Origin of the sequence: Pseudonocardia aurantiaca (genome assembly GCF_039526725.1) — a bacterium.
GTDB lineage: Bacteria > Actinomycetota > Actinomycetes > Mycobacteriales > Pseudonocardiaceae > Pseudonocardia > Pseudonocardia aurantiaca.
In genome coordinates, this window is the sequence record NZ_BAAAJG010000029.1 from 120810 (window position 1) to 144146 (window position 23337).

Annotated in this window: 20 protein-coding genes and 1 pseudogene; 11 read left to right on the forward strand and 10 right to left on the reverse strand. The window is 70.6% G+C overall.

Annotation, left to right across the window (positions count from 1 at the left end):
- Positions 1-343 precede the first annotated feature (343 nt).
- Both ABD143_RS36340 and ABD143_RS36345 read right to left on the reverse strand, forming a co-directional pair.
- Positions 344-1063, reverse strand: a complete 720-nt coding sequence (locus ABD143_RS36340; protein ID WP_379659763.1) for an NAD(P)-dependent alcohol dehydrogenase — start codon at positions 1061-1063, stop codon at positions 344-346.
- A gap of 76 nt (positions 1064-1139) precedes the next feature.
- Positions 1140-1874, reverse strand: coding sequence for a DUF4386 domain-containing protein (locus tag ABD143_RS36345; protein WP_343987785.1), 735 nt, complete (start codon positions 1872-1874; stop codon positions 1140-1142).
- Between ABD143_RS36345 and ABD143_RS36350 the strand changes: the two genes are divergently transcribed.
- From ABD143_RS36350 to ABD143_RS36375, 6 genes are all read left to right on the forward strand, one after another.
- Positions 1873-5379, forward strand: coding sequence for an AfsR/SARP family transcriptional regulator (locus ABD143_RS36350; RefSeq protein WP_343987788.1), 3507 nt, complete (start codon positions 1873-1875; stop codon positions 5377-5379). The two genes, ABD143_RS36345 and ABD143_RS36350, sit on opposite strands and share 2 nt — an antisense overlap.
- Positions 5380-5595: 216 nt before the next feature.
- The gene (locus ABD143_RS36355) at positions 5596-5799 is read left to right on the forward strand and encodes a hypothetical protein (protein WP_343987791.1); all 204 of its coding nucleotides are present in this window, start codon (positions 5596-5598) and stop codon (positions 5797-5799) included.
- Positions 5800-6051: 252 nt separating this feature from the next.
- Positions 6052-7683: an FAD-binding oxidoreductase gene (locus tag ABD143_RS36360; RefSeq protein WP_343987794.1), complete on the forward strand. Its 1632-nt coding sequence runs from the start codon at positions 6052-6054 to the stop codon at positions 7681-7683.
- Positions 7680-9326, forward strand: a complete 1647-nt coding sequence (locus ABD143_RS36365) for an acyl--CoA ligase family protein (RefSeq protein WP_343987797.1) — start codon at positions 7680-7682, stop codon at positions 9324-9326. Before ABD143_RS36360 ends, ABD143_RS36365 begins: the two co-directional genes overlap by 4 nt.
- Positions 9327-10102: 776 nt before the next feature.
- Positions 10103-10441 (forward strand): DUF485 domain-containing protein, encoded by a 339-nt coding sequence (locus ABD143_RS36370; RefSeq protein WP_379659776.1) that lies wholly within the window; start codon positions 10103-10105, stop codon positions 10439-10441.
- Complete coding sequence (locus tag ABD143_RS36375) at positions 10441-12102, forward strand: solute symporter family protein (protein WP_343988550.1); 1662 nt, start codon at positions 10441-10443, stop codon at positions 12100-12102. The genes ABD143_RS36370 and ABD143_RS36375 overlap by 1 nt, the downstream gene beginning before the upstream one ends.
- Positions 12103-12115: 13 nt before the next feature.
- Here ABD143_RS36375 and ABD143_RS36380 read toward each other — a convergent pair whose 3' ends face one another.
- From ABD143_RS36380 to ABD143_RS36400, 5 genes are read right to left on the reverse strand one after another with little or no spacing between them, the layout of a single operon-like run.
- Complete coding sequence (locus ABD143_RS36380) at positions 12116-14200, reverse strand: 3'-5' exonuclease (protein ID WP_343987802.1); 2085 nt, start codon at positions 14198-14200, stop codon at positions 12116-12118.
- Positions 14197-14568 (reverse strand): response regulator transcription factor, encoded by a 372-nt coding sequence (locus ABD143_RS36385; RefSeq protein ID WP_343987805.1) that lies wholly within the window; start codon positions 14566-14568, stop codon positions 14197-14199. The genes ABD143_RS36380 and ABD143_RS36385 overlap by 4 nt, the downstream gene beginning before the upstream one ends.
- Before the next feature lie 11 nt (positions 14569-14579).
- Positions 14580-17219 carry an ATP-binding protein gene (locus ABD143_RS36390; RefSeq protein WP_343987808.1) on the reverse strand — a complete coding sequence of 880 codons (2640 nt, stop codon included), beginning with the start codon at positions 17217-17219 and terminating at the stop codon, positions 14580-14582.
- The gene (locus tag ABD143_RS36395; RefSeq protein WP_343987812.1) at positions 17220-17408 is read right to left on the reverse strand and encodes a hypothetical protein; all 189 of its coding nucleotides are present in this window, start codon (positions 17406-17408) and stop codon (positions 17220-17222) included.
- Between the two features lie 5 nt (positions 17409-17413).
- Positions 17414-18868, reverse strand: a complete 1455-nt coding sequence (locus ABD143_RS36400; RefSeq protein ID WP_343987815.1) for a DUF294 nucleotidyltransferase-like domain-containing protein — start codon at positions 18866-18868, stop codon at positions 17414-17416.
- A gap of 121 nt (positions 18869-18989) precedes the next feature.
- On the opposite strand from ABD143_RS36400, the gene ABD143_RS36405 reads away from it, so the two are divergent.
- Both ABD143_RS36405 and ABD143_RS38430 read left to right on the forward strand, forming a co-directional pair.
- A complete protein-coding gene (locus tag ABD143_RS36405) occupies positions 18990-19199 on the forward strand; it encodes a hypothetical protein (protein ID WP_343988603.1) in 210 nt (69 codons plus the stop codon).
- A gap of 1 nt (position 19200) precedes the next feature.
- Positions 19201-19554, forward strand: a complete 354-nt coding sequence (locus ABD143_RS38430) for a hypothetical protein (protein WP_379659764.1) — start codon at positions 19201-19203, stop codon at positions 19552-19554.
- Between the two features lie 386 nt (positions 19555-19940).
- On the opposite strand, the gene ABD143_RS36415 is transcribed toward ABD143_RS38430, so the two are convergent.
- Together ABD143_RS36415 and ABD143_RS38435 are read right to left on the reverse strand one after the other, a co-directional pair.
- Positions 19941-20354: a GlcG/HbpS family heme-binding protein gene (locus ABD143_RS36415; protein ID WP_343987818.1), complete on the reverse strand. Its 414-nt coding sequence runs from the start codon at positions 20352-20354 to the stop codon at positions 19941-19943.
- A 49-nt stretch (positions 20355-20403) separates the two neighbouring features.
- On the reverse strand, positions 20404-20658 hold the full coding sequence (locus ABD143_RS38435; RefSeq protein ID WP_379659777.1) for an integrase core domain-containing protein: 255 nt from the start codon (positions 20656-20658) through the stop codon (positions 20404-20406).
- Here ABD143_RS38435 and ABD143_RS36420 point away from each other — a divergent pair.
- Positions 20554-20784, forward strand: a complete 231-nt coding sequence (locus ABD143_RS36420; protein ID WP_343987822.1) for a hypothetical protein — start codon at positions 20554-20556, stop codon at positions 20782-20784. The genes ABD143_RS38435 and ABD143_RS36420 overlap by 105 nt on opposite strands.
- 2 nt (positions 20785-20786) lie before the next feature.
- Positions 20787-21188, forward strand: a pseudogene (locus ABD143_RS36425) (IS6 family transposase); the annotation flags it as partial.
- Between the two features lie 202 nt (positions 21189-21390).
- Here the strand turns inward: ABD143_RS36425 and add are convergent.
- Complete coding sequence (add, locus tag ABD143_RS36430; RefSeq protein ID WP_343987825.1) at positions 21391-22404, reverse strand: adenosine deaminase; 1014 nt, start codon at positions 22402-22404, stop codon at positions 21391-21393.
- Positions 22405-22579: 175 nt separating this feature from the next.
- Here add and ABD143_RS36435 point away from each other — a divergent pair, with 175 nt between their 5' ends.
- Complete coding sequence (locus ABD143_RS36435; RefSeq protein ID WP_343987828.1) at positions 22580-23179, forward strand: helix-turn-helix domain-containing protein; 600 nt, start codon at positions 22580-22582, stop codon at positions 23177-23179.
- Positions 23180-23337: the final 158 nt, after the last annotated feature.

The following is a 23337-nucleotide window of genomic DNA, read 5'->3' on the forward strand; positions in this document are numbered from 1 at the left end:
GACACCCTGCACCGGCTTCAGCAGGACGTGGACGCCTGGGTTGCGACGAGTCGGGACGGCGAACTCCCGCGATCCCGGGCACGTACCGGGGCGGGTGCATCGAGCTGGTCGACGACGAAGGCGGCGACGGCACGGGTGGCGCTGAGGGTGTTGACGACGGCTCCCGGCGGCCCCGTCCCGGCCGGCCGGAACGGGCTGTTCCGCATTGGCGCGGCGAGCTGGACCGCCGGTGTTGCTCGACGCGGCCTTCGGGAGCCGAGCACGGCGTGACCACCCAGGACGCCCGCCACCGGAAGCCGCCGCTCCTCTTCCCGGCCGCCACGGCCGGGCTCCGTCGCGGGAGCTACTCGGGCCAGGTGGCCAACGCACCCGGTCCCATGCATCTTCCCGGCGCATGCGACGAACGTGCCCTGATTCTGCTTGACGAACAATGAGAGCAGGGCCGCCCGCAGCTGACGGTCGGTACCGCCCAGCCACCGGCCACCGGTTCGCCGCCGACGATGACGAGCCGCCCGTTGGGAATGAGCGCACGCCGGAGATGGGACAACCGGCGATTGCCTGCCATGTCGAGGATCACGTCGAAGCGGTCTCGACCGTCGGCGATGTCGTCGCGGGTGTAGTCGACGACGTGGTCTGCGCCGATGCCCCGGACCATGTCCACATTGGCGGTGCTGCACACGCCGGTGACGTCCGCCCCAAACGCCTTGGCGATCTGGACTGCGAAGCTGCCCACCCCTCCCGAAGCACCGACGATCAGCACCTTGTGACCGGCCTCGACCCGTCCGTGGTCCCGGACGGCCTGGAGGGCGGTGAGCGCCGAGACCGGGACTGCCGCCGCCTCGTCGAAGGACAAATTCGACGGCTTGGTCGCGAGCTTGTCGGTTCGCACGCGGACGTACTCGGCGAACGAGCTGTCACAGATGCCGAACACCTCGTCGCCTGGCTCGAATCCGGTCACCGCGGTGCCCACGGCGTCGACGGTTCCAGCGAGGTTCCGCCCCGGGTTGAGGCGCTTCGGCTTGCGCAGCCCGAAGCCCGCGGCTCGGATGGTGCTATTCGTCATCGTGCTCCCCTTCCAGGAGATTTGCGTTGTCGGCCGGCATTGCGCGGATGCGGAGGAAACGACCCGTGATCGTGGTTCAGCTGGAGACGAGCGCACGTTCGGCGGGTCGAGGTGCCTTCGCGGTGCTGACGCCCTTGATCAGGAGGTAGGCGAGCATCGAGACCTCGCTGAGGGTCACCACCACGACCACGACGGGGTTGACCGCGTCGGCGAGCGCGGGGGCGAGGAATTGCAGCGCGACGTCGAGCAGATAGGCGACGGTCCCGGTCATCAGCACGACACCGAGCGGCCGCGGGAACATGCCCGACCGGTAGGCCAGGAGCCCCAGCGGGAACAGCCACAGGCCGAAGAAGACCTGCGCGACGAGGTACCCGTTGTGCTGCAGGTCGAGCAGCAGCAGCACCATCGCGTCCGAACCCTCCGCGCCGAACGCCCCGGCGTAGGCCGGCTCCGTCGCGACGAGCAGGGCCTGCAGCTGGGTGACCAGATTGAGGGCCTTGATCGCGACGGCGACCACCACGAAGACGACCATGGCGCGGGCGACGACCTTGGTCACGTGCTGCAGCAACTGGTAGAGGGCCATGACGGTGAGCAGGAAGAATGTCGCGTCCACCAGGTCGGCCACGAAACTCGTCCGGACCAGCGAGGCATTGGCGACGACGTTCGCCGCGGTCGCGGCGGCGTCCCCGGGCACGTAGACCTGCAGTCGCACAGCGTGGGCGAAGCCACCGCAGATCGCGACGACGAGGTAGAGGAGGCCTGCGTTTCGGGCGAGCCGCTTCGGTGAGCGTTGAACGGCCGGTGAGTTCATGAGGTACTCCCTTGTTCCGTGGCTGTCGGTTGGTCTGCTGGACCGTGGCAGGTACGAGTGGAGATCGGGCGCAGCCCGGGTTGAGCCGCCCCGGACCGGCTCAACCGGAGCGCATACTGGGACCCTCGACGGCGGGAGCAGCCCGATGGTCCGGATCGGTCTTCTCGGTGGCGTCAGTGCCACGACTGACGGTGGCGAGCCGGTGGACGTCGGCCCGGCGAAGTGCCAGACGGTTCTCGCGGTGCTCGCCCTGTCGGCCAGCTCTGCCATTCCGGTGCCGCGGCTGGTGGAGCTGGTGTGGGGAGCGGAGCCACCTCGGACGGCCGACAAGACCCTGCAGTCCTACGTCGTCCGACTCCGCAAGGCCCTGGGCCCCACGTCGATCGTTCGGACCGGTGCGGCCTACCGAATGGCAGTGGACCCTGACGCAGTCGACGTGGCGCGCTTCCAGCGGCACCTCGACTCGGGCGACATCACGGCGGCGTTGGCGGAGTGGACGGGAACTCCCCTGGCCGGGCTCGACGCCCACGGCCTCACGCCGGTCGTGGACGGGCTCGTGGAGCAGTGGCTGGGCGCGGTGGAGATCGACCTGGGGCGTCGCGTCGAGACCGACGCACCGGCGGCGATCGCCCCGCTGACCGAGCTCACCGCGCACCATCCGTTCCGTGAAGGGCTGTGGGCGCTGCTGATGACCGCCCTCTACCGCGTCGGGCGGCAGGCCGATGCGCTCGCGGCGTTCCGATCCGCCCGTCAACACCTCGTCGATCAGCTCGGGGTCGAACCCGGCCCACGCCTGCGGGAGCTGGAGTCCCTGATCCTCGGCCACGACGAGCAGCTGGCCGGCGCCCCGCCGTCGGGCCGTCCCACGGGGACGGTGACGTTCGGCTTCTGCGAGGTTGAGGGCTCGTCGCGGCTGTGGGCGACGAACCGGAAGAAGATGGCCGCGGCGATGGTCCGCCTCGACGAGCTCGTGCGGGCCGCGGTGGACCGGCACGGCGGGTACGTGTTCGCCACCGGCGGCGAGTCGTTCGGAGCGGCGTTCCACCGGGCCGACGACGCCGCTGCGTGGAGCACCGAGATGCAGCTCGAGGTGAACCGCGAACCTTGGCCTGGTGGTGTCGAGCTCAGGCTGCGGATCGGGCTGCACGCCGGCGAGACCGAGGAACGGGCGACGAGCTATTTCGGTCCTGCCGTCAACGTGGCGGCGCGCATCGCCGCCGCCGGTCATGGCGGCCAGACCCTCGTGTCCGGCGTGACCTCGGCCCTGCTCGACCGCAGCGACCTGCCCGACCTCGGCATGTATCGCTTCGACGGCGACGTGGCGGGCCACAGCATCTTTCAACTCGGCGACGGCGAGCATCCGCCGCTGCGGATCGAGGACAGCCGTCGAGGAAACCTCCCCCTCCGACTGGGTCGGCTCATCGGCCGCGACGATGACCTCGATGTCATCGCCGACGCCCTCGCACGCTCCCCGGTCGTGACGTTGGTGGGGCCCGGCGGGATCGGCAAGACTCGGCTCGCGCTCGGAGTTGCAGCACAGTTGTCCGCCATTGATCGCAGCTGCGGGGCCTGGCTCATCGAACTGGCCGGCATCGCCTCATCGGGCGACGTGCCCCGCGCCGCTGCCGACATCCTGGAGGTCACGGAGAGCACAGGGCGCACCGTGACCCAGTCGATCGTCGCGGCCCTGCAGTCCCGCCCGGCGCTTCTCGTTCTGGACAACTGCGAGCACGTCATCGACGGCGCTGCCGAGCTGGCCCACGCCATCGCCGAGCGCTGCCCGAGCGTGCGGGTGCTCGCCACGTCCCGGGAAGCCCTCGGCGTCGGCAACGAACAGCTCATCGCGGTGCAACCCCTGGACCCCGCCGGACCGGGAGCCGACCTGTTCAACGAACGCGCACGGTCGCTCTCACCCGCGTTTGATCCACACGCCCATCGCGACGAGGTCGAGGAGATCTGCCGTCGCCTCGACGGCATCCCACTCGCCATCGAGCTGGCTGCCGCTCGCACGAGAACTCTCGGGCCACCGGATCTGGTGGCCCGACTGGGCGACCGCCTCCGGCTCCTGACGGGCGGCCGCCGGACCAACGCGGAGCGCCACCGGACGCTGCGGGCCACCATCGGCTGGTCCTACGACCTGCTCACGCGACCCCAACAGGTGCTCTTCCTGCGGCTTTCGATCTTCGCAGGGCCCTTCGACGTCGCAGCGGCAGGGAGCGTCGGCGCCGATGCGGAGCTGGATGTCGTCGACGTCGAGGACCTGTTGGGGGACCTGGTCGAGCGGTCGATGCTTGTCGTCGAGTCCGGACCGTTCGGTCGCCTTTTCCGGCTGCTGGAGACCATGCGTGAGTTCGCAGCCAGCCAGCTCTCGGCGGACGGGGGCTCGGAGGTGATCGCCGGGCGCCACGCACAGTGGTGCCAGGACCAGGTCACCCACATCCACCACCTGCTCGTCGGCACGGCCGAGGTCGAGGGTGTCGCCCGCCTCGCCCAGCTGTGGCCCAACCTCCGCGCCGCCGTCGACCGGGCCTGCACCACCGGCGACCGGGAGCTCGCTGGCGCTCTCGTCCGCCCGGTCGCCGCCGAGCTCAACCTGCGCAGGCAGAGCGAGATCGGCGACTGGGCCGAACGGATCCTCGCCATCACCCCATCGGACGACGACGACCAGATCGCCTACTGGCTCGCCTGCGCCACCCACCGCTACATGCAGCGCGGAGACCACCACGGATACGAGCGTCTCGTCCACCGCTACCCGGAGCCGGACCACGCCCTGACCCGCTACGCGCGGGCCCAACTCCACGGCAACGGCGAGGCATTGCGCGCGTGCTACCCCGAGGCCGTGGCCTGGCTCCGCCGGGACGGCGAGGACCACGCGGCCGCGCTCACCGAGATCGGCGGCGCAGCAGGGTTGCTGAGCACCGGGAATTTCGAGGAGCTCGACGCCGTCGTCCCGGCCCTGGCGGACCGGTATCGCGCCCAGGGCCCCCCGACCCTGCTCTACGTGGCACTCACGCTGCTCGGCTACTCCGCCTTCGTCCAGGGCAAACCCGACCAGGCCGAGCGACTGTTCGACGAATCTGCCGGAATCGACGTCCCCGACCGGACCATCTCGGTGAACAAACCCGTCGAGGCACGAGCTGCGTTCCGGCGCGGGAACCCATCACGAGCGTTTCAGATCCTCCGCTCCCACGTCGACGAGCTGCTCGCGACCGACTACACAGACATCGCCAGCAACGCCGCCGTTGAGTTCATCAACATGATGGCGGCGATCGACCGCATCCCCGATGCGGCCCGAGTGCTCGGCTACCTCGCGGCCTCCGGCGACTACGGTGCCCTCGCTTCCCGAACGCTCGTGGCCGACGCCGCCGGCAAGATCGCTGCCGCCGTCGGGTACACCCCCGGTCTGAAACAGCGGCTTGATGCCCGCCAGGCACTCGAGTACATGCGTCACGTGCTCGACGAGCTCATTGACGATCAACGGGTCCGATCGGCGGGCGAGCCGTAGTGACGGCGAGGCTGACCCTGGGTGGGCCACGGCCGGCAGCATCCCGGATCCGCCCTGGCGCCTCCACTCAGGTGCCCTGCCTGTGTCGACGGCATCGTCGCCGACTATCTGATCACCCTCGGCTCCCCACGTATTCGTCGGGAGCCTGGAGCAGGCGCTCGAGAGAATCCACCGCATCACGGGAGCCGCTACACGTCCGTCGCGTTCCGCAACGCGGTGTCCCCGCGCGCGGTGCTGGTGAGCGTCGGGGCCGGCAACCGGTACCGGCACCCCGACCCCGGCTTGATCGGCGGCCTGGAACGGGGCGGTGCCGCGGTGCGCAGCACCGACACGGCCGGGGACATTGCGGTGGTGGGGCGGCCGGCCGAGGAGGATCTGCAGGTTGTCTCCCGCGGTTCCCCGCTGGCGGAGCCGCGGTGAGCCAGGTGCGGCCGCGTGCCGGGCGGGCGGTCGCGCTTCAGGCGTGGACCCGAACCGCACGTCGCCGAGCAGACCCTGTGCGCGACGACCGAGCGTGTGTAGCGTCGGTCCGGCTAGGAGCGTGCGGTGACTGCGGCTGGCGACGCCCGGCGAGCGAGCACAGACGGAGGCGTGATGCTCCGCCCCAGGAGGGACCAGCGCACCGCGACGGCGCCACCGGCGATCCAGCTCGTTCCCGGACGGGAGGCGACGATGACCAACGCGATCCTACGGCCCGCCGCAAGGCGCAAGTTCTGGGGCTGGGGCCTGGAAGGCGACGGGCTCACGAGGAGCGAGCTCGAGGAGCTCGGTGCGACGTTCGCCCGCCGCCTGGGCATCGAGGGCGTCCGCATGCAGGATCCACCGCGCGCGGAGGAGCTCGACCTGCGCGCCCCGCGCCTGTCCCCGCCCGCGTCGCTGGGCCCGATCTTCAGCGCAGATCCGTACGACCGGGCCGCGCACACGTACGGGAGATCGTTTCGCGACCTGGTGCGTGCGTTTCGTCGCGACTACGCGCACGCGCCCGACCTCGTCGCGTTCCCGCGTGACGAGCGCGACGTGACGTCCGTCCTCGAATGGTGCAGCGGCGCCGGCGCAGCCGCCGTCCCCTTCGGCGGCGGCTCGAGCGTGACCGGCGGCGTCGAGCCTGATGTCGGCGAGGGCTACCGCGGCGCCGTCAGCGTCGACCTTCGCCATCTCGACGGCGTGCTCGAGGTCGACGGCGTGTCGCTCGCTGCGCGGATCGCCGGGGGCACACTCGGCCCCGCGGTGGAGGCGCAACTGAAGCCCCACGGGCTGACGCTGCGCCACTTCCCGCAGTCCTTCGAGTGGTCGACGTTGGGCGGCTGGATCGCGACCCGGTCCGGCGGTCACTACGCGACGCTTCACACGCATATCGACGAGTTCGTCGAGGCGCTGCGGGTCGTGACCCCGCGCGGCGTGCTCGAGACGCGGCGCTTGCCGGCGTCGGGCGCGGGTCCCTCGCCGGAGGGCTTGTTCTGCGGCTCGGAGGGCACGCTCGGCGTGATCACCGAGGCGTGGATGCGCGTGCAGCCACGGCCGGGCTTCCGCGCGGGCGCCTCCGTGTACTTTGCCGACTTCGCGGCAGCGGTGAACGCGACCCGCGCGCTTGCCCAATCGGGGCTCAATCCGAGCAACTGCCGACTGCTCGATCACGACGAGGCGCTGCTGTCGGGGAGCGGCGACGGATCGCGCTCGATCCTCGTGCTGGGCTTCGAGTCCTCGGATCATGAGCTCGGCCCGTGGCTGGCGCGCGCGCTCGAGATCGCCACCGGCCATGGCGGCGAGCTGCCTGACGACGAGCGGGACGACGCCGCCGCGATCTGGCGCGCGTCGTTCCTACGGGGACCACACATCCGCGACGGCGTGGCACAGCTCGGGCTGATCCACGAGACGTTCGAGACCGCGGTGACCTGGGATCGCTTCGACGCGTTGCACGACGGCGTGCGGGCCGCGGTCGGGCGGGCCCTGGACGAGACGTGCGGCGGCGGCGCCATGTCCTGCCGCTTCGCCTACGTCTATCCCGATGGCCCCGCGCCCTATTACTCGGTCTACGCGCCGGGCCGCCCGGGGCAGGAGCTCGAGCAGTGGGACGCGATCAAGGCCGCCGCGTCGGAGGCGATCGTTGCGCTCGGCGGCACGATCACCCACCACCACGCCGTCGGACGCGACCATCGCCCCTTGTACCTGCGCGAGGTGCCGGAGCTCTTCACCGCCGCGCTGCAGGCGACGAAGGCCGAGCTCGACCCTTCGGGGATCATGAACCCCGGCGTCCTCTTGCCGCCCGGCGCGGCGGGGCCGACCGCGAATCGACGCACATCATGAGCGAGACGATCTCTCCGCCGACGGCACCTGAGTGGCACCCGTCCACGCCGAGCAAGGTGTTCCGCAGCGAGCTGAACCCGGTCGACCTGCTGCGGCGTGCGGCGTACATGTATCCGGACAAGGTCGCTGTCGTACACGGCACCCGACGATCCTCGTATCGGCAGCTGGCGGAACGTTCGTGGCGACTCGCAAACGGACTGCGCGCGGCCGGCCTGCAGAAGGGCGACCGCGTCGCCGTCATCCTCCCCAACTCGCCGGCGATGCTGGAGGCGCACTTCGGCGTGCCCGCGGCCGGCGGCATCCTCGTCAGCGTCAACACCCGCCTCGCGAGCGCCGAGGTCGGCTACATCCTCGGGCACAGCGGCGCGCGCTACCTCGTAGTCGACCAGGAGCTCGACCCGCTCGTCGCTCCGCTGGACCTGTCCGGCCTGACCGTCATCCGCTGCGCCGACACGGGTACCGCCGAGGATCCGTACGAGGCCTTCCTGGCCGCCGCGTCGGCCGCCGTGCCGGAGAGCTGGCTGGAGCACGAAGAGGAGACGATCTCCGTCAACTACACCTCGGGCACGACGGGACGGCCGAAGGGCGTGCAGTACACGTACCGCGGCGCCTACCTGAACGCGCTCAACGAGGTTATCGTCGCCGGCCTGTCGGGCGATTCGGCGTACCTGTGGACGCTGCCGATGTTCCACTGCAACGGCTGGTGTTTCCCGTGGGCCGTCACGGCCGTCGCCGCGCGCCACGTGACGATGCGGACCGTCGACCCGGAGCGCGTCTGGGCGCTCATCGACGAGGAGGGCGTGACGCACTACAACGGCGCACCGACCGTGCACCTGATGATCATCAACCAGCCGAGAGCGCATCGCGTCGAACGGCAGGTCACGGCGCTTGTGGCCGCCGCTCCGCCCTCGCCCACCTTGCTGGCCGCCATGGGCGAGCTGAACTTCCGCGTGGTGCACGTCTACGGCCTGACCGAGACATACGGTCCGACGACCGTCTGTCCCGAGCAGGAGACGTGGGCCGAGCTCGCGCCCGACGAGCGCGCGAAGCTCCTGGCGCGTCAGGGACAGGCGTACATCTCATCGGACCTCGTGCGTGTCGTGGACGAGGAGATGAACGACGTCCCCGGCGACGGCGAGACGATGGGCGAGGTGATCATGCGCGGCAACATCGTCATGTCGGGCTACTTCCAGGACGACCCCGCGACCGAGAAGGCGTTCCGGGGCGGCTGGTTCCACTCCGGCGACCTCGCGGTCTGGCATCCCGACGGCAACATCGAGCTCCGGGACCGCGGCAAGGACGTCATCATCTCCGGAGGCGAGAACATCTCGAGCATCGAGGTCGAGCAGGCGATCGTCGCCCATCCCGCGGTGCTCGAGTGCGCCGTCATCGGCATCCCGCACGAGCGCTGGGGAGAGCGACCGAAGGCCTTCGTGACCCGGCGGCCCGACGCGGCGGTGACCCAGGAGGAGATCCTCGCGTTCTGCCGCGAACGGCTCGCCGGCTACAAGTGCCCCGACGCGATCGAGTTCGGCCCGCTGCCGAAGACGTCGACCGGCAAGGTCCAGAAGTTCGTCCTGCGCGAGCGCGAATGGGCCGGGCACGAGGGAAGGATCGGGGCGGCGTCGTCGTCGAACCGCTGACGCGCCGCCGCTCGGCCCGCCGCCGGCCCAGGGCGTGATGCCGGGGGCGAGCCGGCCCAGATCGAGGGGACGGCCGCCGCGCTTGACGACCTGTCACGGCCCTGGCGGCATGCAGGTGCTCGACCCCTCGACGACCTCCGGCTCTGCGGGTCGACGGCGCTGATCCCGTCCATCGCAGAGATCTTCGGCTCGATCTCGCCATGAACGAATGCGATGCGCTCCCCGGTCCGAGGAATTCCTGCCCGCGTGGTGGCAACTCGGATCAGCATGACCTGACCGCCTCTCGACACCGAGTAACGGCGCATCGCGCGGGCACGAGCGCCAGCTCGTACCGACGGTGCCGGCGACAGTACAACGACGGGACGGACGCGCCCAACGCCTGATTCTGCTGCCGGAGCAGTGAACCAAGGTTCTGCCAGCTGTACTCGATCGCCCACCCTCGATCCACCGTTGATCTTCGGCCGGGGGGTGAGGCGCTGTTGCGTTCCGGGGAGAAGGGCTGACTCGACGCTTCGAACGCCGAGCTCAGATCGCGAGGGCGAGTTCGGTGAAGATCGCATCGCCTCAAGCCGGCGGCCGGGCAGGGCTTCCGAGCAGCAGGGGCGGAGCCGGTCTAGGCGTTGACCCGACACCCCTCACACCCCACCGCCCCTGCAACATGACTCGCTCACCGGTACGGCAGGCTCCGCTTGACTTCCCGTGCACCATCTAGTAAGGCGCGATTTCAAGGCCCCGATGGGGTACCCCGGGGTGCGCGAGGAGGCATTGTGGCCCACATCGATCCATCGGCCGGAAGGCCGGCAACCACAACCATCTACGAGCAGGTCCAGGCAACAGCCGAGTTCCAGGATCTCCGGCGCCGGCTTCGCCGGTTCGTCTTCCCCATGAGCGCGGCGTTCCTGCTCTGGTATCTGCTGTACGTCCTGCTGGCCAGCTACGCGCCGGCGTTCATGGCCACCAAGCTGGCCGGCAACATCACCGTCGGGCTGGTGATCGGGCTCCTGCAGTTCGTCTCCACGTTCGCCATCACCGCCGTCTACGTCCGCTACGCGAACCGGCACCTCGACCCCCGCGCCGAGCGGCTGCGCGAGCTGATCGAAGGAGGGGACGGGTGATGGACCACCTCGCGCAGGGCAGCGCGCCGGCGAGTGTCGGCAACCCACTGCTGAACATCGGCATCTTCGCCGTGTTCGTCGTCGTCACGCTGGTCGTCGTGTTCCGGGCCAGCCGCACTACCAAGACGGCATCCGACTACTACGCGGCCGGCCGCTCGTTCACGGGGGCGCAGAACGGCATCGCCATCTCGGGCGACTACCTGTCCGCTGCGTCCTTCCTGGGCATCGCCGGCGCGATCGCCGTCACCGGGTACGACGGCTTCCTGTACTCGATCGGGTTCCTGGTCGCCTGGCTGGTCGCCCTGCTGCTGGTCGCCGAACTGCTGCGCAACACCGGCAAGTACACGATGGGCGACGTGCTGAGCTTCCGGATGCGTCAGCGCCCGGTCCGCGCGGCCGCCGCCACGTCCACGCTGGTCGTGTCGTTCTTCTACCTGCTCGCCCAGATGGCCGGTGCCGGCGCGCTGATCGCGCTGCTCCTGAAAATTCCCAACACGAACGTCCTCGGTCAGGGCGCGGTGATCGCGGTCGTCGGCATCCTGATGATCATTTACGTGCTGGTGGGCGGGATGAGGGGCACCACGTGGGTGCAGATCATCAAGGCCGCCCTGCTGCTGACCGGCGCCGCGGCGATGACGCTCTGGGTGCTCGCCCTGTTCGGATTCAGCCTGTCGGCCATCCTCGGCCAGGCGGTCGTCGCGAACCCGGTGCTCGAGTCCGGCGGCCAGACCAAGGAGCTGGGCGAGAAGCTGCTCGGCCCGGGCCTGCAGTACGGGGCAACCGCGACAGCAAAGATCGACTTCATCTCGCTGTCGCTTGCCCTGGTGCTGGGCACTGCCGGCCTGCCGCACATCCTCATGCGCTTCTACACGGTGCCCTCGGCCAAGGAGGCCCGGCGCTCGGTCGTGTGGGCCATCTGGATCATCGGGATCTTCTACCTGTTCACGCTGGTGCTGGGCTACGGCGCCGCGGCGCTGGTGCCCGGGGGCGCGACAACGATCGCCAACGCGCCCGGCAAGACCAACTCCGCTGCGCCGCTGCTGGCCTACGTGCTCGGCGGCGAGGTCCTGCTGGGCTTCATCTCCGCGGTCGCCTTCGCCACGATCCTGGCGGTCGTGGCCGGTCTGACGATCACTGCGTCGGCGTCGTTCGCCCATGACGTCTACGCCAACGTGATCAAGCACGGCGAGGCGTCGCCGGACTCCGAGGTGCGGGTGGCCCGGATCACCGCCGTCGTGATCGGCGTGATCGCCATCGCGGCCGGCATCTTCGCCCGCAACCAGAACATCGCGTTCCTGGTCGCGCTCGCGTTCGCCGTCGCAGCGTCGGCGAACCTGCCGACGATCCTGTACACGCTGTTCTGGAAGCGGTTCAACACCACCGGAGCCCTCTGGAGCATTTACGGCGGACTGGCGAGCTGCGTGCTGCTGATCATCTTCTCGCCGGCGGTATCCGGGAGTCCGACGGCCATGCTCAGGGACGTGGACTTCCACGTCTTCCCGTTGGCCAACCCCGGCCTGGTGTCCATCCCGCTGTCGTTCCTGCTGGGCGTCATCGGCACGTACGTCGGCGGGCGCCAGCCGGTCGACGAGGCCAAGTTCGCCGAGATGGAGGTCCGGGCACTCACCGGCGCCGGCTCCGAGAAGGCGGTCATGCAGTAGATCCGGGCATGCACTAGATCCGGTAGAGCCGCGCGCTCGTGCGGGCCTGGGCGGTCGCCGCGGCGGCCGCCCTCAGCTCGCCGAGAGTGCGCACACCTCGGCCGGCGAGCAGCGGCAGCTGCCGGAGGAAGATCTCCCCGGTGAGGAGGGCGTCGCCGAGAGCGGTGTGCCGGCCGACGAGGTTCACCCCAAGGCGCTCGGCCATCGCCTCAAGGGTGTGGGGGTCGTGATCAGGGTGGAGCGCCCCGTCGATGAGCAGTGTGTCGAGCAGCGGCGCGGACAACTTCGTCCCGGTGCGGCGCTGCGTGGCCGCGAGGAACGCCATATCGAACGCCACGTTGTGGCCGACGAGCACGCTGTCGGCGGCGAACACGGCGAACGCGGGCAGCACCTCGTCCAGCGTGGGCGCGCCCCGAACGAGGTCGCTGGTGATCCCGTGCACTGCGGTCGCCGTCCGCGGGATGCTGCGGCCCGGGTCGACCAGCCGCTCGAAGGTCTCGGTGCGCAGCAGCCGGCCACCGACGATGCGCACCGCCCCGATCGAGACAATCTCGTCTCCCTCCTCGGGAGCGAACCCGGTGGTCTCCGTGTCGAACACGGTGTAGGTGAGCCGGTCGAGCGGGCCGTCCTCCCACTCCGACCACTCGGCCGGGTCGGGCTGGAACTGCTCGAGCTCGAAGTCGTAGAGCGCCGGCGGGGGTTCCTCAGGCATCCCCTTCGCCTGCGGCCGGGGGGCACCATCAGATCGCGGCAGCATCACCCGGACCTGCGGGTGGTGCGTGTCGGCCCACAGCTCGCCGCCGTGGCGGCGGATCACGGCCGTCGCGTCCCCGATCCCCCGCTCGAGCTCGCCGGCCGCCAGCGGCGGACCCGCCCAGCTCAGGTCGACGTGACCGAATTCGCCTGTCGCGGCGGCGCCGCTGGGAGCGGCCGCGAGCAAGACGCGGTTCACGCCGTGCCGCTCGCCCAGCAGCCGGACCACGGTGGCGAGCGCCTCAGAAACGGCATAACTCTCGACGGCGAACCAGACGTCGCCCGGCGGGTCGTCGATCCGGATCTCCGGGCCGTCGGTGCGCCGGAGAATTGCGCCGACGGCGGCGCACAGGTCCCGCGCGGAGATGTCGGTGACCGCCCACTGGCCCTCGTTGGCGGGGGACTCGGTCATCAGGTGCTGAGTCACCTCCCCGAGCCGGGTCGCCTCCTCGGCGATCACCTCGACGAACCGGCGGCGCTGCTCCGCCGGCATGTCCGGATAGCCCAGAACCGCCCCCGCGGCGGCGCCGATGCTGCCCGCAGCGCCCCGAACCCGGTCGGCGCTCGACCGCAGCAGCTCGGCGTGGCGCGCGGCCGCCTGCTCCGGCCGCGTCGCGTCGTCGCAGACCAGGACGAACCCGGCCGCGCCCGCGGTACCCGACGGCACACGAGCCAGCCGGACGCGCACCAGCGCGCCGACGCGCTCGACCGTCGCCTCGTGCGGCGTGGCTCCCACGTCGACGCGCTCCAGGCCGTGCACGACCAGATTGCGGTCGAGCACGCCGAACACCGACCGCCCCAGCCCGACGTCCTCCCCGAGCAGGTCGCGCGCGGCGGTGTTGTACAGCAGGATCCGCCCGTCCTCGGCGCACACCAGGACCGCGATCGTCAGCACCCCCATCAGGACCGCGAGCCTGTGACGCTCGCGGTCGAGGTCGGCCGCCGCTGTCTCCACCTGCTCGACCACGTCGCGGCGCGCCTTCGCGTGCCGTTCGGCCAGCTCGTTCACGGCTTCCGCCAGTGTGCGCAGCTCGGCCGGACCGGAGGGCGTGACGTGGTGGTCCGGGTTGGCATCGAGCATTACTCGAACGTCCGCGGCCAGCCGGCGCGCCGGGTCGACATAGCGGCGTAGCGCCGCGGCGAGCAGCAGTCCGGCGACGAGCACCACCAGGGACGCGGCCACCGCGAGGAATCCCACCTGCTCGCGCACCACGCGGTCCAGCACAGCTCGGTCGGCGGCCGGCACGCTGACGTAGACGCCGGCCCCGAGAACCGCGACCACCACAGCGGGCGCGAGGACCACCGCGGCAAGGGCCCCCGCGAGGCGGAGGCGAGAGGGGTTCATGTCTCCCCTCCCCGCCCGAGCAGCCGCTGCACGCGCGCCACGAGGTCCTGGGTGCCGAACGGCTTGGTCAGGTAGTCGTCCGCACCGACCGCGAGACCCTTGGCGATCTCCGCCTCGCGCCCCTTGGCGGTCAGCATGAGGATCTTCATCCGGTGCCCGCCCGCACGCAGCGTCTGGCAGATCTCGTAGCCGTCCCGGCCCGGCAGCATCAGGTCGAGCAGCACCAGATCCGGGTCGAACTCCGGCACCTCCGCGAGGACCGCTTCCCCGTCGCCGACCACCCGGACCTCGTGGCCCTGCCGGCGCATGAGGAAATCCAGCGAGACCACGATGTTGGGCTCGTCGTCGCAGATCAGGATGCGCGCCACGGCTCAGTGTCCTACCGCGTTCGGGACGGCTGCACCCGCCGGCGCCGCACGGGCCGGCGAACCGGGAGCCGGACCGAGAACGTGGCACCCCGGCCGTTTCCGCCACAGTCCGACACCGCGATCGTGCCGCCGAACTGCTCGACAATCCGCCGGCTGATCGCGAGGCCGAGTCCGGTCCCACTCGGGCGGGCACCGGGCCGGCCCTGCCGGAACCTGTCGAAGATCACCTCCCGGTCCGCGGCCGGCACCCCCGGGCCGTTGTCCGAAACATCGATGCGAGCCGCACTGTCGTCAGTGCCCAGCCGGATCCGCACCCGGCCGCCGGATGGCGGGCTGACCTTGACCGCGTTGGAGAGCAGGTTGAGCAGCACCTGCATCACGCCGTCCCGGTCGGCCTCGACGACCGGTCCCGGATCGGCCTTCTCGACCTCCAATGCGACCCGCTTGTCGGTGAACAGCTGGGCAGTTGCCGTCGCCGCCTCGTCGATCACCTCGCTCAGATCGAGCTCGGTGAGCCGCCACCGGGCGTTCCCGGACTCGAGCCGCGCGAGGTCCAGCACCTGGTTCACCATCCTCGTCAGCCGCTCGGCCTCTGTTGCCATGATCTCCAGGTAGCGCGCCCGCTCCGCGGTGGGCAGGCCCGGGTTGTCCCGCAGGATCTCCGTGAATGCCCGGACGGAGGTCAGCGGCGTACGCAGCTCGTGCGTGACGGTCGCGATGAACTCGTCCTTGAGCCGGTCCAGCTCGCGCAGGTGCTGCGCTTCGCCGACCAGTTCGATGACCTCCGTCATGCCGAGGGGCTCCTCGTCGACCACCGAGGCGACGAGTGCCCGTGCGGCGGCCGGCCCGACCGCACCGGTGAGCGCGGTCTCCACCTGCCGGACCAGATCAGCGTCGGCTTGCGCGTCGTCGGCCAGAGTTGCGCCGGCCCGTGCGGCGTGCTCCGCGACGAGGGCGGTGGCGGCCCCGGCACCGACGAACCGCGCCAGCAGGTCGCGCAGCTGCGCCACCGGCACGCTGCCCCGGTAGAAGCGGGTACCCGGTCCCGGGGGCTGGCGGTCGATGTCCACGAACAGCGCCGCGTGCCCGGCCTCTGCCGGACTGGGGCGCCCGGCGAGCGACACCCCGACGAACAGCCCGACGTTGACCAGCAGGCTCCAGAACACGCCGCCCCCGACCGCACCCATACCGGTCAGGCCGAACAGCTCCTGCGGGCGCAGCAGGGCGACACCGAACGGCCCGTCGCGCACGATCGACTCCGGCACCCACCCCGACTTCGAGAGCTCGGGAAGCAACAAGGTGTAGGCCCACAGCGCGATCCCGGCGACCAGGCCGACCAGGGCCCCGTTGCGCGTGCCGCCCTTCCACCACAACCCGCCGAGCAGCGCGGGCGCGAACTGGGCGACCGCGGCGAACGAGACCAGCCCCATGTCGACCAGGCCCAGCGCGTCACCGGAGATCCGGAAGAACGCGAAGCCCAGCAGCAGCACCACGAGGATCGTGATGCGGCGGATCAGCAGGACCAGCCGGCCGAGATCGCGCCGGGCGACGAGACCGGCGCGCCGCAACAGCAGTGGCACGACGAGCGAGTTCGACACCATCGTGGAGAGCGCGATCGTCTCGACGATCACCATCCCGGTCGCCGCCGAGAGCCCTCCGACGAAGACCAGGAGGGCGAGTGCACCGTGCTGTTGCAGCGCGAGCACGTAGGTGTCCGGGCTCGCCGTCCCGCCGAGCACGAGCAGGCCCGCCAGCGCGATCGGCACGACGAAGATGTTGATCACGAGGAGGTACAGCGGGACCAGCCACGCGGCGGTGCGGACGTGCCGCTCGTCGACGTTCTCGACCACACCGATCTGGAACTGGCGGGGCAGCAGCAGCACCGCGAACGACGACAACACCATCAGCCAGAACCAGTTCCCGTACCCGCCGATGTTGACCACGTCGGCCAGCACCTGCGCGGCGGCGGCCCGGTCGAACAGATCGACGAACCCACCGAAGAGGCCGAAGGTGACGAACACGCCGGCCGCCAGGAACGCGACGAGCTTGACCACCGACTCGAACGCGATCGCGGCCACCATGCCCTCGTGCCGTTCGGTCGCATCCAGGTGCCGCGTGCCGAACAGGATCGCGAACACCGCAAGCACCAGCGCGACGTAGAGCGCCGTGTCGGCGAGCAGCGGCACGTCCGCCGTGGAGACCTCGCCGCCGGTCACGATGCGGAACGTGCTCGACACCGCCTTGAGCTGCAGCGCGATGTACGGCACGGTGCCGACCACCGCGATGAGCGCGACCAGTCCGCCGAGCACCCGGCTGTTGCCGTAGCGCGCGGCGGCGAAGTCCGAGAGCGACGTGATGTGGTAGCGCTTGCTGACCCTGATGATCTTCTGGAGGACGACGGCGGAACAGGCCATCATCAGGGCGGGCCCGAGGTAGATGGTCAGGAACTCCAGACCCCGCGTGGCGGCCCGCCCGACGCTGCCGTAGTACGTCCAGGACGTGGCGTACACCGCGAGCGACAGCGCGTACACGACGCCGCTGGAGATCAGGCTGCGGCCGGCGGCGGCCCGCTGAGTGCCGTAGTGGGCGATGCCGAAGAGCAGGCCGAGGTAGGCCAGCGAGACGACCACCACCACCCAGGCCGCGACCATCTAGTGCCCCCCACCGGCCCGCCTCGACAGGATGGCCACCGCCACGATGAGCAGAGCCCAGACCAGGAACAGGTACCCCCACACCAGCGGCACCCCGAGCACCTGAACCGGCCGGTCGAACAGCGACAGCAGCGGGTAGGTGAAGCACCCGGCAGCGAGTGCCGTCACGGCGATCAGCTTCGCCTTCACGCCGCTCACCCCGGGTCCGGATAGGTCAGGGCGCTGGCTTGCAGTGCCGTGCGTACGGCGCGCAACGCGGCCAGCAGCTCGCGGCCCTGCCGGGCCGACAGGATCATCGCCTGGGCGCTCGCCCGATCCCCGGTCCGGCCGCCGAGTTCGGTCGCCAGCCGGTTCGAGAGCAGGACGGCGTAGGCGTCGAGCAGGGTGTCGGCGGCGTCGGCGGAGATCAGGTCCGCGGCTGCGGCGGCGCGCAGGCGGCCAGCGGTGGTGCGCTCGGGGGAGCCGGCGGCCAGGCCGTAGAGCCGGCCCAGCATGACGATCGGGACGGTGCCGCGCAGCTTCACGTCGGCCGGCGCCAGCCGGTCCGTCCGGACCCGCCCCAACCGCCCGGCCCGCGGGGCGAACCTGCGGGCCGTCTGTGCGAGGGCCAGCTGGATGCCCGGGCGGTTGCGCCCCCGGGCCAGCGCGCGGTCCAACACACCGACGTCCAGCCCGCCGGCGACGGGACGCAGGTCCAGGAACACCTGCGCGTCGAGCAGGCGCTGGGCGTCCGGCTCGTCGAGCCAGCCGAGGAACGTCCGCCGCCACTCGTCGAGCGGCCGGCACCAGGCGGTCGCCATGAAGCCCCCGGGGCAGCGCGGGACGCCTGCCGCCGCCAGCCCGTTGGTGACCCGCTCGGCCAGCGCCGCGAAGTACTCACCGGCCTGGGCGGTTGGCTCGGCGTAGGCGAGCGCGGTGTCCTGGTCGGAGTGCAGCAGTTGCTCCATCCGCCCCTGCGACCCGAGCGCCAGCCATGCGTACGGGCAGTGCGGTGGCCCGAGCTCGCGCTCGGCGAGCTGCAGCATCCGGACGGTGAGCGCGTCGCGCAGGCTCGCCACGACCGCTGCGATCCGCAGCCCGTCGACGCCGACGGCGAGCAGTGACGCGGCCGCGCCGGCGAGGTCGGTGGACACATCCGGCAGTGCCGAATCGTGCAGTCCTCCCGAGCCAGCGCGACGGATCCGGTCTGCGACCAGCAGCGGGCTCGCGGACTGCTGGCGCATCACGTCGACGTCGGTGACCACGCGGACGACCCGGTCGCCACGCACCACCGGGACGTGCTCGATGCCCTCGTCCAGCATGAGCAGCAGCCCCCGGATGAGCGGGGCGGCGGCGGGCAGCACGTGCACCGGGCTGGTCATGACATGGCGCACCGGAATGTCCGATGGGCGGCGCTCGGCCAGCACCCGCGCCAGGTCCCCATTCGTCACGATGCCCACCGGCTCGGAGGTGACCACGGCGCAGCTGTGGTGGCCCTCCCGCATCGCCATCGCCACGTCGGCGACGGTGGTGGCGGGCGGGACGAGCAGCGGCTCGCGGCTGACCACCTCGGACAGCGGCGTGGCGAGGCCGGCGGCCCGGACCTCGGGATCAGGCGTGTCCCGGGCCGCTACGGCCTGCCGGTCGGCACCGGGATCCGCCGGGATCACGACACAAGTGCAGACCTGAGTGCCACCGGTGTCAACGGCCAAGGTCCCTCGATTGGATCGGCCAGGGCCGCCGGCTCGGGACTCGGCGCACCCGCTAATCACCCTTGCGGTGGTCTACGGCATGCGCCGCGGCGAAATCGCTGCGCTGCGCTGGGAGGACGTGGACTTCGCGGGCGGGCACCTCAGCGTCCGGGCCACGCTCCGACCAGTGCACCACGTTGTTCTGCTGCTCGGCGATCGCCAGTTCGACCGCGGCGGCCACTTCGCCGCGATGGAGGCGCCGGATCTGCTGGTCGACGACGTCCGCGCGTTCTTCCGGAAGGTGCGCTGAGATGGCCGCCCGCGGGCCGGGACGGCGATCGGGGGCCGAGGTGCTGAGCCCGCGGGCGCTCAACCGCGCGGTGCTGGCACGGCAGTTGCTGCTGCGCCGCGCGGACCTGCCGGTGGCCGCGGCCGTCGAGCAGGTGCTCGGGCTGAACGCGCAGGATCCGAACCCGCCGTACCTGGCGCTGTGGAGCAGGCTGGAGCCCTGCGAGATGCGTGCCACCCAGCCAGCCGGACGTTCCGGCTCGACCACGCCCCGGCGAGCGCCATGCCCCCGCGTCTCCCGGCCGGCTCAGCCGTTGCGGGGCTGCTCGGGGACCGAGCTGAGCGCGTCGGCGGGGACGAGAACATGCGTTGGGTGAGCATGATCGCGCCGTGCGGGTCGTGCACCGGGAAGTCGACGCGCCCGTACCACCGGCGGTCGGTGGCCCGTTCCCACCATGAGGACGCCCGGGACGCGGCCGGTGGGGTGGATGACGTGGTGCGGCGCCGGGTCGAGAGCGGGATCCGCGCCGTCCGGCCTCGTAGCGGGGGAGGTGCGGTAGAGGCGGTCCAGGTCGACCCACACCCGACTGCTACTTACTACTCAGATGGAAGAACCGGACTCGGTCGGCCATGGCGGGCTCCGGCGCCCCAGCGCAGCTCCGCGGCGCCACTTCGGCGGCGACGGATCAGCGTGACCGCCGTGATCGGTGCCATGACTACGGCCGACGCAGCAGTACAGCACTGTTGACGGCGGCCACCGGATTCAGCCGGTGAAGGCCTTCCGGCCGGCCTCGGCCACCTGGTGGTCCTCGTCGACCGTGCCGGCGCTGACCCCCACACCCCCGGCCACCATGCCGTCGGGCCTGCGCAGCAGCACGCCGCCAGCGAAGACGACCAGCCGGCCGCTGGTGGTGGACTCGATTCCGTAGAGGGCCGCCCCGGGCTGCACAAGCGGGACGAGATCGCGGGTGTCCATGTGGAAGTAGACAGCGGTGAGCGCCTTCTTCTGCGCGATGTCCTCACCGATGAGCTTGGTGTCGTCCATCGCGACGAAAGCGACGAGGTTGCCGCTGTCGTCGACCACGGCGATGTTCATGGGCTGCCCGACAGCGCGGGCCTCGGCCTTGCAGGCCCCGATGATGTTCTCGGCCTGCTCGAGGGTGATGTTGCGGCTCATGATCACTCCCACTACCAGCGGCTGGTCGTGCACGACTATCTGAAGACCGTCACGCAGACCGGCGTGGTGGACAAGGTGCTGCTCGGTGGGAACTGCCCTTCGCGAGTCGCAGCGGCCGAACGGTCGCTTCGGAGGGCGGGGGAGTGCGGCCTGCGGGCGGGTGCTGATGGAGCGATCGGTGCGGGCGGTGGGTGTTGTAGTGCTCGACGTATTCCTGCAGCACCGCCGCGAGGTGGCGTGGTCCGGTGATGAGAATGTGGTCCAGGCATTCGCGGCGCAGGGTGCCGATCCAGCGTTCGGCGATCGCGTTCGCTCGCGTTGCTCGAACTGGGGTGCGGATGATGCGGATGTCGGCGCTGGCGAAGACGGCGTCGAAGGCGGCGGGGAACTCGGTCCAGCTTCGCCGGGTTCCGGTTCCCGCGCGAGGTGATCATGCTGGCGGTGCGCTGGTACATGCGGTACGGCCTGTCCTACCGCGATGTGGAGGAGCTACTTGCGGAACGAGGCATCGCGGTGGATCACGTCACGATCTACCGGTGGGTGCAGCGGTTCACTCCCGAGTTGATCGACGCCGCCCGGCCCTGCCGGCATGTCGCTGGGGACCGCTGGTTCGTCGACGAGACCTACTTGAAGGTTGCCGGGCGCTGGGTGTACCTCTATCGGGCGATCGACCAGTATGGGCAGGTCATCGACGACTTGGCCTCGCCGAAGCGGGATCTGGCGGCGACCCGCCGGTTCTTCAGTCGGGCGCTGAACACGGCCCGGCGGCCGACCGAGGTGACCACCGACCGAGCCCCGGCCTACCCGCGGGTGCTCGACGAGGTCGTGCCCGAGCCGTGGTGGCACGAACTCGGCGGCGTCGGCACCCCCGTCCGGCACGCCGACCCGCATGTCCCGGCAACAGCAGGAAGTGCCACGAGCTCGCGGCGCATCCACCTCGACACCGTGTGGTTTTCAGTACGGCTTTTGAGCGCGTCCAGTTGAGTCCCAAGCGGCGGCGCCGGTCGAGGACCAGCAGCCGCTCGCCCGGCTGGCCTCAGCCGAGGCACGCCGCGTTGATCCACCGCTCGATCGCTGCGCTGTGGCGGTGCAGGAGGTCGACATTGGATCGCGCATGTCGCAGCGAATCGGCTGCAATCGATGCCATGGCTGACGCGGGCAAACCGAACGCCCGATGCGCCAGAGCATATTCGTCCAGCAGGTCGACCCCGTAGAGGTACGGCGCGTCACTTCCCAGCGACACGGGGATTCCCCGACGGATCAGTTCAGGCAGCGGATGGTCGCGAGCGGACGGAACGACGCACAACTGCAGGTTTCCGGTCAGGGCGACATCAAGACAGATCTGCTGTCGCGCGAGCTCGGCGAGTACGGCGTCGTCCTCGACCGCTCGTACGCCGTGACTGATCCGGTGCGGCTGCAGCTCACGCAGCGTCTCCGCGACGCAGGAGGCGTTGCCGCTCTCGCCGGAATGCGGGACGACTCCCAACCCGCTGTCCCGTGCTCTGCGGTAGGAGGCGGCGAAACGTGAGGACGGGAAATCGTCCTCCTTTCCGGTCAGACCCATGGCCACGACGCCGCGGCCTGCCCACGACAGGGCGAGATCCGCGACCTCGTCGGCCGCAGCCGAAGAGGCGTTGCGCCCCACGCCGAGGACCAGCCCACCCGCGCCGCCACCGTCGCGGCGGGCGAGATCGATCCCGTCGACGGCGGCCTCGACCAGACCCTCGACCGGGCCGAGCCGACCGCCGTACAGATGTGGGACGACGTGCAGCTCGGTCCACACGATCCCCTGTGCGGGCGCGTGCTCGAACACCTCACGGACCACGCGCCTGAGGTCGTCGAGCGATCCGATCAGCGCTCGGCATTGCTCGTACGCTGCGCTGAACGTCGGCCAGGTCGGATGTTGCTGCCCGATCGGAGGCAGGGGGAGACCAGAGCGATCGGCGAGCTCCGCCGCGGTTCCGGGGCGGATCGCCGCCTCGGTGTGCAGGTGCAGCTCCGCCTTGGGCAGCGTCAGGAAGTCTGTGGCACGCAACGACTGATCCGGCATCGGGGGGCCGTCAGCCGGCGGCGGCGGTGGCGTCGGCCGCGGACAGGACGGCCTCCAGTTGATCGGCGGCCGGCTTGGGTTCGACGTCGACTGCAGTCACGTGGGGCTTCGCATCCTTCGGTAGGTCAACCTAGGGGACTGTTGACAGAATGAAGATATTCATTATGTTGCTACCATGCGTCAAGCTGCGGACGCCCGCGAGGTGCCCGACGTCGCCCCCATGGTCGCTGTCATCGGGGCGACTGTGCGGTGCCTTCGCAAGGACCGCGGGATGACGCTGGATCAGCTCGCCGAGCGCAGCGTGCTGTCCGCCGGCGTGGTCAGCCAGCTGGAGCGCGGGATCGGCAACCCCAGCTTCGCGACCCTCGTCCAACTCGCACATGGGCTGGATGTGCCGGTTGGTCGGTTTCTCATGATCACCGATAGTTCGTCGCCGGTCGTTCGTGCGGGCGAGCGGCGTCGCATCGACGGTCACGGCATGCAGAGCGACCGCGTGTCGTACGAGATGCTCACCCCGGACCTATCCGGCCAGATCGAGGCGAACCTGGTCTCGTCAGAGCCCGGCCATGACACGAGTGCCACGCCGTTCCGCCACAACGGCGAGGAGTTCGGGATCGTCCTCTCAGGACAGATCGATGTCTTCATCGACGGCGTGCGGCACGGGCTGTCGACCGGTGACTCGATCCGCTTCTCCTCCACCGTGCCGCACTGGTTCGTCAATCCAGGGCCTCAGGCCGCCACCGCGATCTGGGTGAACACTCCACCGACCTGGTAGGGCGTCCGCCTTCGACGTCGATCACTCCCGCCAGGGGAATTTCATAACGACCCACGGCAAACATGCGAGCAAACGAGGTTTCTCGCATCGGGCCCGGGAGACGGGTCGTCCCGCACCGAACCATCCCCTGTCCCCCGGACCGCGGTCTGCTGCCGCCT